The following is a 7,306-nucleotide window of genomic DNA, read 5'->3' on the forward strand; positions in this document are numbered from 1 at the left end:
GTCGGCCGCGACCCGGGCCGCGCCCCGCGACGGCAGGACGCCGCTGCGGGCGTCGCAGCGGTGACAGCCCCAGACCGCGCCGTCGGCCGTCTCCTCGACGTAGCACTGCCGCTGTCCGACCTCGTTCATCGCTCCCCCCGGGAGAAACTGCGCCAACCTCCAGCCGGCACATAGATCGGTATTGTGTCATAAATTTTTACTACTGGACAACGAAAAGATCACTGCGCCCGGCACCCCACCTCAGCGATGCCCGATCCCGTCCTGGACGGGCGATCGAATCGAACCCGGCCCTCACTGGACAGGTCGGTCTAGACAGTGCCCCATCCTTATGTCTACTGTACTGATCGACTTAATCGATTCACTGTTTAAGGGATGCTCGTGAAGACACTCATCGTGCTCGGCGTCGTCGGCGCCATCGCCCAACTCATCGACGGGTCTCTGGGCATGGCCTACGGCGTCACGTCCACGACGCTGCTGGTCGCGGCCGGTATCGCGCCCGCCGCCGCATCGGCGTCCGTGCACTTCGCGGAGATCGGCACCACCCTCGCCTCCGGCGTCTCCCACCACCGACTCGGCAACGTCGACTGGCGGATCGTGCGCATCCTCGCGGTGCCGGGCGCGATCGGGGCGTTCGCCGGTGCCACCCTGCTGTCCAGCCTCCCCGCCGACGTCGCCAAGCCCGTCGTGGGGGCGATCCTGCTCAGCCTGGGCCTGTACGTCCTGTACCGGTTCCTCGCACTCGGCGGCCGTCGCCCCGAGTTCCGCGGGCGGGTCCGCACCGGGTTCCTCGTCCCGCTCGGACTGGTCGGCGGCACCCTCGACTCCCTCGGCGGCGGTGGCTGGGGCCCGGTCGGCACCACCTCGCTGCTGTCCTCGGGCCGGGTCGAGCCGCGCAAGGTCGTGGGCTCCATCGACACCTCCGAGTTCGTCGTGGCCGTCGGCGGATCGCTCGGCTTCCTCGTGGGCCTGGGCGCCGCCGGCATCAACTGGGGTTACGCGCTGGCGCTGCTGGTGGGAGGTGTGCTCGTCGCACCGCTCGCGGCGTGGCTCGTCAAGCACCTGCCCGCCCGGGTACTCGGCACGGCGGCCGGCGGCCTGATCGTCGTCACCAACTCCCGCACCCTGCTGGTGTGGGCCGAGGCTCCCGCGTCGGCGACCACCCCGATCCTGCTGTCCCTGGTCACCGTGTGGATCGGCCTGGTCACGTGGGCCGTGCTCGCCGAGCGGAGGGCCTCCGGCGGCGACGACGACGAGGCCGGCATCGACCCGGTCGGTCCCGCCCCTGCCGCGGCCGCCGCATCCGCCCCGGCGCAGGACTGATCCGGGCGGACGCCCGGTGGGGTGGACCCTCTGGGACACTGTCGGCATGAGGGTCACCGCCAGGTCCGACTATGCGTTGCGCGCACTCGTCGAACTCGCGGCGGCACAGCTCGCCAGCCCCGACGACGATCCCCGCGACAATCCGCTGAGCGCCGAAGAACTGGGGCGGCGGCAGGACATCCCGCACGGGTTCCTCCAGGCGATCCTGTCGGACCTGCGGCGGGCCGGGATCGTGACCAGTCGCCGGGGCAAGACGGGCGGATGGTTCCTCGGCCGGGAGGCGCGGGACATCTCGGTCGCCGATGTCCTGCGGGCGGTCGACGGCCCCTTGGTGAGCGTCTACGACGTCCGCCCGGAGTCGGTGGTCTACAACGACCGTGCCGCGATCCTGCAGCACGTGTGGATCGCCTCGCGCGCGGCCCTGCGCCGGGTGATGGACGCCGTGACGATCGCCGACCTGGCCGCCGGGCACCTGCCGGGCGAGGTCCACGAGCTGACCCTCGACACCGACGCGTGGGAGCCCCGCTGACCGGAGGCCGGTCCCGCCACCCGGTCCGCTCCCGCCGGTCTCAGGTCGCCTGCTCGCGCCCGCGGTGGCGGTCGAGCCAGGTCACGGCCGGGGACGACGCCGCGCCGTGCAGGACGATGGACGCGACGATGACCAGCGACACCGCGGGCCACAGCGACCAGCCGTCCTCCTTGGAGAAGTACCCCATGGCGTAGCAGAGGTAGAACAACGACCCCACGCCACGCACCCCGAACGCCGAGACGAACAGGCGCTCCGGGGATCGCAGTCTGCCGTCGCCGATCAGCGCGATCCAGGCGGTGAGGGGCCTGATCACGAACAACACCCCGGCCGCGACGACGGCGTGCGACCACTCGAGCCGGAAGACCGCGTCGGAGATGAACGACGCCCCGATCACCAGCAGGATGAGCAGGGTGAGCAGGTGTTCGGTGTACTCGATGAACTCGTGGAAGTGGGCGTGCCGCTCGTCCTCGCGCTCAGCCGACCGCGCACCGAGGGCGGCGAAGAACACGGCGAGGAAGCCCCAGCCACCCACGAGTTCGCCGACCCCGTAGGCGAACAGCAGCGTGGCCACCGCGGCCGCGGGTTCGACGTAGCCGATGAGCTGGTATCCCCCGACGCGGTGTCGGTAGAGCACAGTGGCGATCAGCCGGCCGATCACCCACCCCGCCACGGCGCCGATGACCGTCTTGCCCACGAGATCCCAGGCCAGCCAACCCCACAGCCAGCCCCCCGGCCCGCCCTTGGTGGCCAGGTAGATGGCGAGGTAGACGAAGGGGAACGCGAACGCGTCGTTCAGGCCGGCCTCGGAGGTGAGGGCGAAACGCGCCTCATCGTTCTCGTCGTCGGCGGCCTCGCCCGTCCCGGGGCCCGCCACCTGCACATCGGAGGCGAGGACCGGGTCGGTGGGGGCGAGCACGGCGCCGAGCAGGACAGCGACAGCGGGGGTCACCCCCAGTACCCACCACCCCAGGAGCGCGACGCCGGCGATGGACAGCGGCATCCCGATGGCGAGCAGCCGCCACGTGGTGGTCCAGCCACGGAAGGACAGGGGGCGGTCGAGGGCCAGTCCGACGCCGAAGAGCGCCACGATCACCGTGATCTCGGCCATCCGTTCGGCGAGTTCCGCGTGTTCGATCACGTCCACGAGCTGGGACTCGTTGGGCATGAGCCAGCCGATGAGCATGCCGACACCCACCACGATGATCGGGGCGGACAGGATGCGCTCCCGGAGCAGTCGCGGAAGGAGCGAGCCGAGGAGCAGCGCCGCGCCGACGACCGCGTAGATGAGGTCGGTGTTCGTCACGAACGAAAGTGTGGGCGCTCCTGGTGCGGCGGCGCCACCGAACCGGTCGGGAACCCGTCAGGCGCGGGAGACGGCCGGTTGGTCGGCGCGCGCGGAATACCTGCTCACCAGCACCCGCCACACCAGCGGCCCGCCCACCACGAGCACCAGCGTGATCACGCCGATCAGCGCCGGCGGGGCGCCCAGCATCGCCGAGGCGGTCACGGCCAGCACGATCGTGATGCCCCGGCGGATGAGCCCCTGCGGGACGCGGCTGGCGAACTTCGAGCCGAAGAACGTGCCGACCGCCCCACCGATCAACAACGGGACCAGCAGGTTCCAGTCGACGCCGGTGACCAGGGCGTGCCCGATCGCCGCCGCGATCACCAGTGGGACCGCCTGCACCAGGTCGGTGCCCACCAGCCGCAACGCCGCCAGGGTCGGGTAGAGCAGCATGATGCACATCATGATGACGGTGCCCGAGCCGACCGACGTGATGCCGACCATCAGGCCGCCGATCACGCCGACCAGCAGGGTGATCAGCGGCTTGACCGGCGGGTCGGGGTCATCGCCGGTGCGGATGCGCCCGGACATCTCGAAGAACGCCCGTAGGAAGTAGGCGGTGGACGCCACGATCAGCGTCGCACCGATGGCCTTCTTCAGCAGCCCCTGTACGTCGTCGGCGCCGATGGCGTGGACGAGCCACGCCCCGAGGTAGGCCGTCGGCACGGATCCCAGGATGAGCCAGAACGCGATCTTGAGGTTGGGTTTCCCGTGCCGCCAGTGCACGCCCGCGCCGATGACCTTGTTGACCGCGTTGACCACCAGGTCGTTGGCGACCGCCGCCGTCGGCGGGATGCCCACGAGGATGAGCGCCGGCGTCATCAGGGCGCCGCCGCCCATCCCCGTCAGACCGATCACCACGCCGATGACGGCGCTGACGACCAGCAGCCCCAGCGAATCGTAGGTCCAGAGGGCCTCGGGCACCGGCTCAGATTCCCAGGATGGAGCTGAGGATCCGCTGCGCGACCTCTTCCGCGGTCCCGTCCTCGGGGCGGATGTGCAGGTCGGGGGTCAGCGGCGGCTCGTACGGAGCCGACACCCCGGTGAACTCCGGGATCTCGCCGGACCGGGCCTTGGCGTACAAGCCCTTGGGGTCACGGGCCTCGCACTCGGCCAGCGGGGTGTCCACGAAGACCTCGGTGAACGGCAGGTCGGCCTTGGCGTGGACCTCGCGCGCCGCGTCGCGGTCGGCGCGCATGGGCGAGATGAGGGAACAGACGACGACGACGCCGGCGTCCGCGAACAGCGCCGCGACCTCCGCGGTGCGGCGGATGTTCTCGGCGCGATCCTCGGCCGAGAACCCGAGGTCGGCGTTGAGGCCGTGCCGCAGGTTGTCGCCGTCGAGGATGTAGGCGGGGTGCCCGGACTCGATGAGCAGTCGCTCCACCTCGGAGGCGATCGTGGACTTGCCCGAGCCCGACAGGCCGGTGAGCCACAGCGTGCGGCCCTGTCCCCGGTCCCCGCGCTGGACGGCCCCGGCGTGCCAGACCACGTTGGACCCCGTGGTGGCGGGCCCGATGATCATGCCCGCGCCCACGGTGTTGCCGGTGATCTCGTCGACCATGATGAACGCACCGGTGTCGCGGTTGCGCCGGTAGGCGTCGTACATCAGCGGGGTCTGCGTGCGCAGTCCGATGCGGCCGATCTCGTTGAGGTCGAGCTCCGTGGAGTCCGGGTCGCGGTGCAGGGTGTTGACGTCGAGCCGGTACTCCATCCCCGTGACGATCGCCTTGGTGTCGCGGGTGGTGTGCTTGATGACGTAGCGCTTGTTCTGCTGCAGCGTGGTGACGTCGTCGAACCAGCAGACCATCGCCTCGAGTTCGGTGCCCTGGTGCGGGCGGTTGCCCGGACGGGCGATCATCTCGCCGCGGACGATGTCGATCTCGTCGTTCAGTGCGATCGTCACGGCGGCGGGCGCGGCGGCCTCGTCCAGCTCGGCCCCGCCCGGGCCCCAGATCGCCTTGACCGTGGACTGCCGACCGGACGGCATGACCACCACGTCGTCGTCGACCTTGATGATGCCGCCCGCGACGGTGCCGGCGAAGGACCGGTGATCCAGGCCGTCGGCGCGCTGGGGGCGGATCACGTACTGGACCGGGAACCGGACGTCGGTGAGGTTGCGGTCCGAGGCGATGTGCACGTTCTCGAGGTGGTCCAGCAGCGCCGGCCCGGTGTACCAGGGCATGGCCTCCGAGCGGTCGACCACATTGTCGCCCTTGAGCGCGGACAGCGGCACGAACGTGACGTCGTGGACCTCGAGCTTGGCGGCGAAGTCGGTGAACTCGGTCCGGATGGCCTCGAAGGTGACCTCGTCGTAGTCGATGAGGTCCATCTTGTTCACGGCCACGACCAGGCGCGGGATGCCCAGCAGTGCGGAGAGGAACGCGTGGCGGCGCGTCTGCTCTAGCACGCCCTTGCGGGCGTCGACGAGGATGATCGCCACGTCGGCGGTGGAGGCGCCGGTGACCATGTTGCGCGTGTACTGCACGTGGCCCGGGGTGTCGGCGATGATGAACTTGCGCCGCGGGGTCGAGAAGTAGCGGTACGCCACGTCGATCGTGATGCCCTGCTCCCGCTCGGACCGGAGCCCGTCGGTGAGCAGCGCGAGGTCGGTGTACTCGTCGCCCCGCTTGGCGGAGGTGGCCTCGATGGAGGCCAGCTGGTCCTCGAAGATGCCCTTGGAGTCGAACAGCAGCCGGCCGATCAGGGTCGACTTGCCGTCGTCGACGGAGCCGGCGGTGGCGATGCGCAGCAACTGGGCCTGGTCGGACATGGTGTGGCCGGTCTCCACGGTGGCGGCCTCGGGGTTCGGGACCGCGGTGGTGGGGGCCGAACCGGCGGTGGTCGGGGTGCTCATCAGAAGTAGCCCTCCTTCTTGCGGTCTTCCATGCCGGCCTCGGAGATCCGGTCGTCGGCGCGGGTCGCGCCGCGCTCGGTGACGCGAGTGCCCGCGACCTCGGCGACGACGGCGGCGTTGTCGGCGGCGTCGGACTCGACGCAGCCGGTGCAGGTGGCGTCGCCGACGGTGCGGAAGCGGACCAGTTCGGTGCGGGCCTCCTCGCCGGGCAGCGTCTCGAGGAACCGGGTGTTGGCCAGGAGCATGCCGTCGCGCTCGATGACCTCACGCTCGTGGGCGTAGTAGATCGGCGGCAGGTCGATGTCCTCGCGCTCGATGTACTGCCAGATGTCCAGCTCCGTCCAGTTGGACAGCGGGAAGACGCGGATGTGCTCGCCCTTGCGGTGGTTGCCGTTGTAGAGCTTCCACAGCTCCGGGCGCTGCGCGCGGGGGTCCCAGGCGCCGAACGCGTCACGGAACGAGAAGACGCGCTCCTTGGCGCGGGCCTTCTCCTCGTCGCGGCGGGCACCGCCGAAGACCGCGTCGAAGCGGTTCTCCTGGATGCCGCGCAGGAGGGCGGTGGTCTGCAGCCGGTTGCGGCTGGTGCCCGGACCGGTCTCCTCGACCACGCGGCCGGCGTCGATGTCGTCCTGGACGTGGGAGACGAGCAGCTGGACGCCGGTCTCCGCCACGACCCGGTCGCGGTACTCGATCACCTCGTCGAAGTTGTGTCCCGTGTCCACGTGCATGAGCGGGAACGGCATCGGCGCGGGCCAGAAGGCCTTGCGGGCGAGGTGGAACATCACCACCGAGTCCTTGCCGCCGGAGAAGAGCATCCCCGGGCGTTCGAACTGCGCGGCTACCTCGCGGAAGATGTGGACGGACTCCGCCTCGAGCGCGTCGAGATGCGAGAGCGTCACCGCCGACCTCGTCGTCATGCGACCTCCAGTGTCGTGGACCGTCCGGGGTACCGGGCGGCTGACGGCAGACAGATCTGTCTGCCATCGGGCATCCGCACCATCGTGCGCCCGCCGAGCCGCGATATGCACCTCGGCGAGGGCATCTGGCATGCCCCTGTCGAATAACAGGCATACCCTGTCGACTATGCGACACGAACCGACCCATCGGGCGCTCTCGGTGATCGAGGCCCTCGCGAACGACGGCCCTCCCCTGCCCCTGGCCGAGCTCGCGCGCGTCGCCGGCGCCAGCCGGTCGACCCTCCACGCGGTGCTCTCCGAGATGGAGTCCCAGGCCTGGGCGGAGAAGGTCGGCGGCG

Annotated in this window: 7 protein-coding genes; 3 read left to right on the top strand and 4 right to left on the bottom strand. The window is 70.4% G+C overall.

The annotated features are described in order from the left end of the window. Nucleotides 1–378: 378 nt before the first annotated feature. Nucleotides 379–1,320: a sulfite exporter TauE/SafE family protein gene (locus G6023_RS07040; RefSeq protein WP_182634696.1), complete on the top strand. Its 942-nt coding sequence runs from the start codon at nucleotides 379–381 to the stop codon at nucleotides 1,318–1,320. A 46-nt stretch (nucleotides 1,321–1,366) separates the two neighbouring features. Continuing rightward, a complete protein-coding gene (locus G6023_RS07045; RefSeq protein ID WP_182634685.1) occupies nucleotides 1,367–1,849 on the top strand; it encodes an RrF2 family transcriptional regulator in 483 nt (160 codons plus the stop codon). A 40-nt stretch (nucleotides 1,850–1,889) separates the two neighbouring features. Here G6023_RS07045 and G6023_RS07050 read toward each other — a convergent pair whose 3' ends face one another. The 4 genes from G6023_RS07050 to cysD are packed head-to-tail and all read right to left on the bottom strand — an operon-like array spanning nucleotide 1,890 to nucleotide 6,968. Next, on the bottom strand, nucleotides 1,890–3,152 hold the full coding sequence (locus tag G6023_RS07050) for a cation:proton antiporter (protein ID WP_182634688.1): 1,263 nt from the start codon (nucleotides 3,150–3,152) through the stop codon (nucleotides 1,890–1,892). A 57-nt stretch (nucleotides 3,153–3,209) separates the two neighbouring features. Then, nucleotides 3,210–4,118: a sulfite exporter TauE/SafE family protein gene (locus G6023_RS07055; RefSeq protein WP_182634690.1), complete on the bottom strand. Its 909-nt coding sequence runs from the start codon at nucleotides 4,116–4,118 to the stop codon at nucleotides 3,210–3,212. 4 nt (nucleotides 4,119–4,122) lie between these two features. After that, on the bottom strand, nucleotides 4,123–6,051 hold the full coding sequence (gene cysN, locus G6023_RS07060) for a sulfate adenylyltransferase subunit CysN (protein ID WP_182634692.1): 1,929 nt from the start codon (nucleotides 6,049–6,051) through the stop codon (nucleotides 4,123–4,125). Next, nucleotides 6,051–6,968, bottom strand: a complete 918-nt coding sequence (gene cysD / locus G6023_RS07065; protein ID WP_067716962.1) for a sulfate adenylyltransferase subunit CysD — start codon at nucleotides 6,966–6,968, stop codon at nucleotides 6,051–6,053. The genes cysN and cysD overlap by 1 nt, the downstream gene beginning before the upstream one ends. 166 nt (nucleotides 6,969–7,134) lie before the next feature. On the opposite strand from cysD, the gene G6023_RS07070 reads away from it, so the two are divergent. Continuing rightward, nucleotides 7,135–7,306, top strand: a 172-nt coding sequence (locus tag G6023_RS07070; RefSeq protein ID WP_182634694.1) for a helix-turn-helix domain-containing protein, incomplete at its 3' end; no start/stop codon positions are given.

The organism is Dietzia sp. DQ11-71, from assembly GCF_014144995.1.
GTDB classification, from domain to species: domain Bacteria; phylum Actinomycetota; class Actinomycetes; order Mycobacteriales; family Mycobacteriaceae; genus Dietzia; species Dietzia kunjamensis.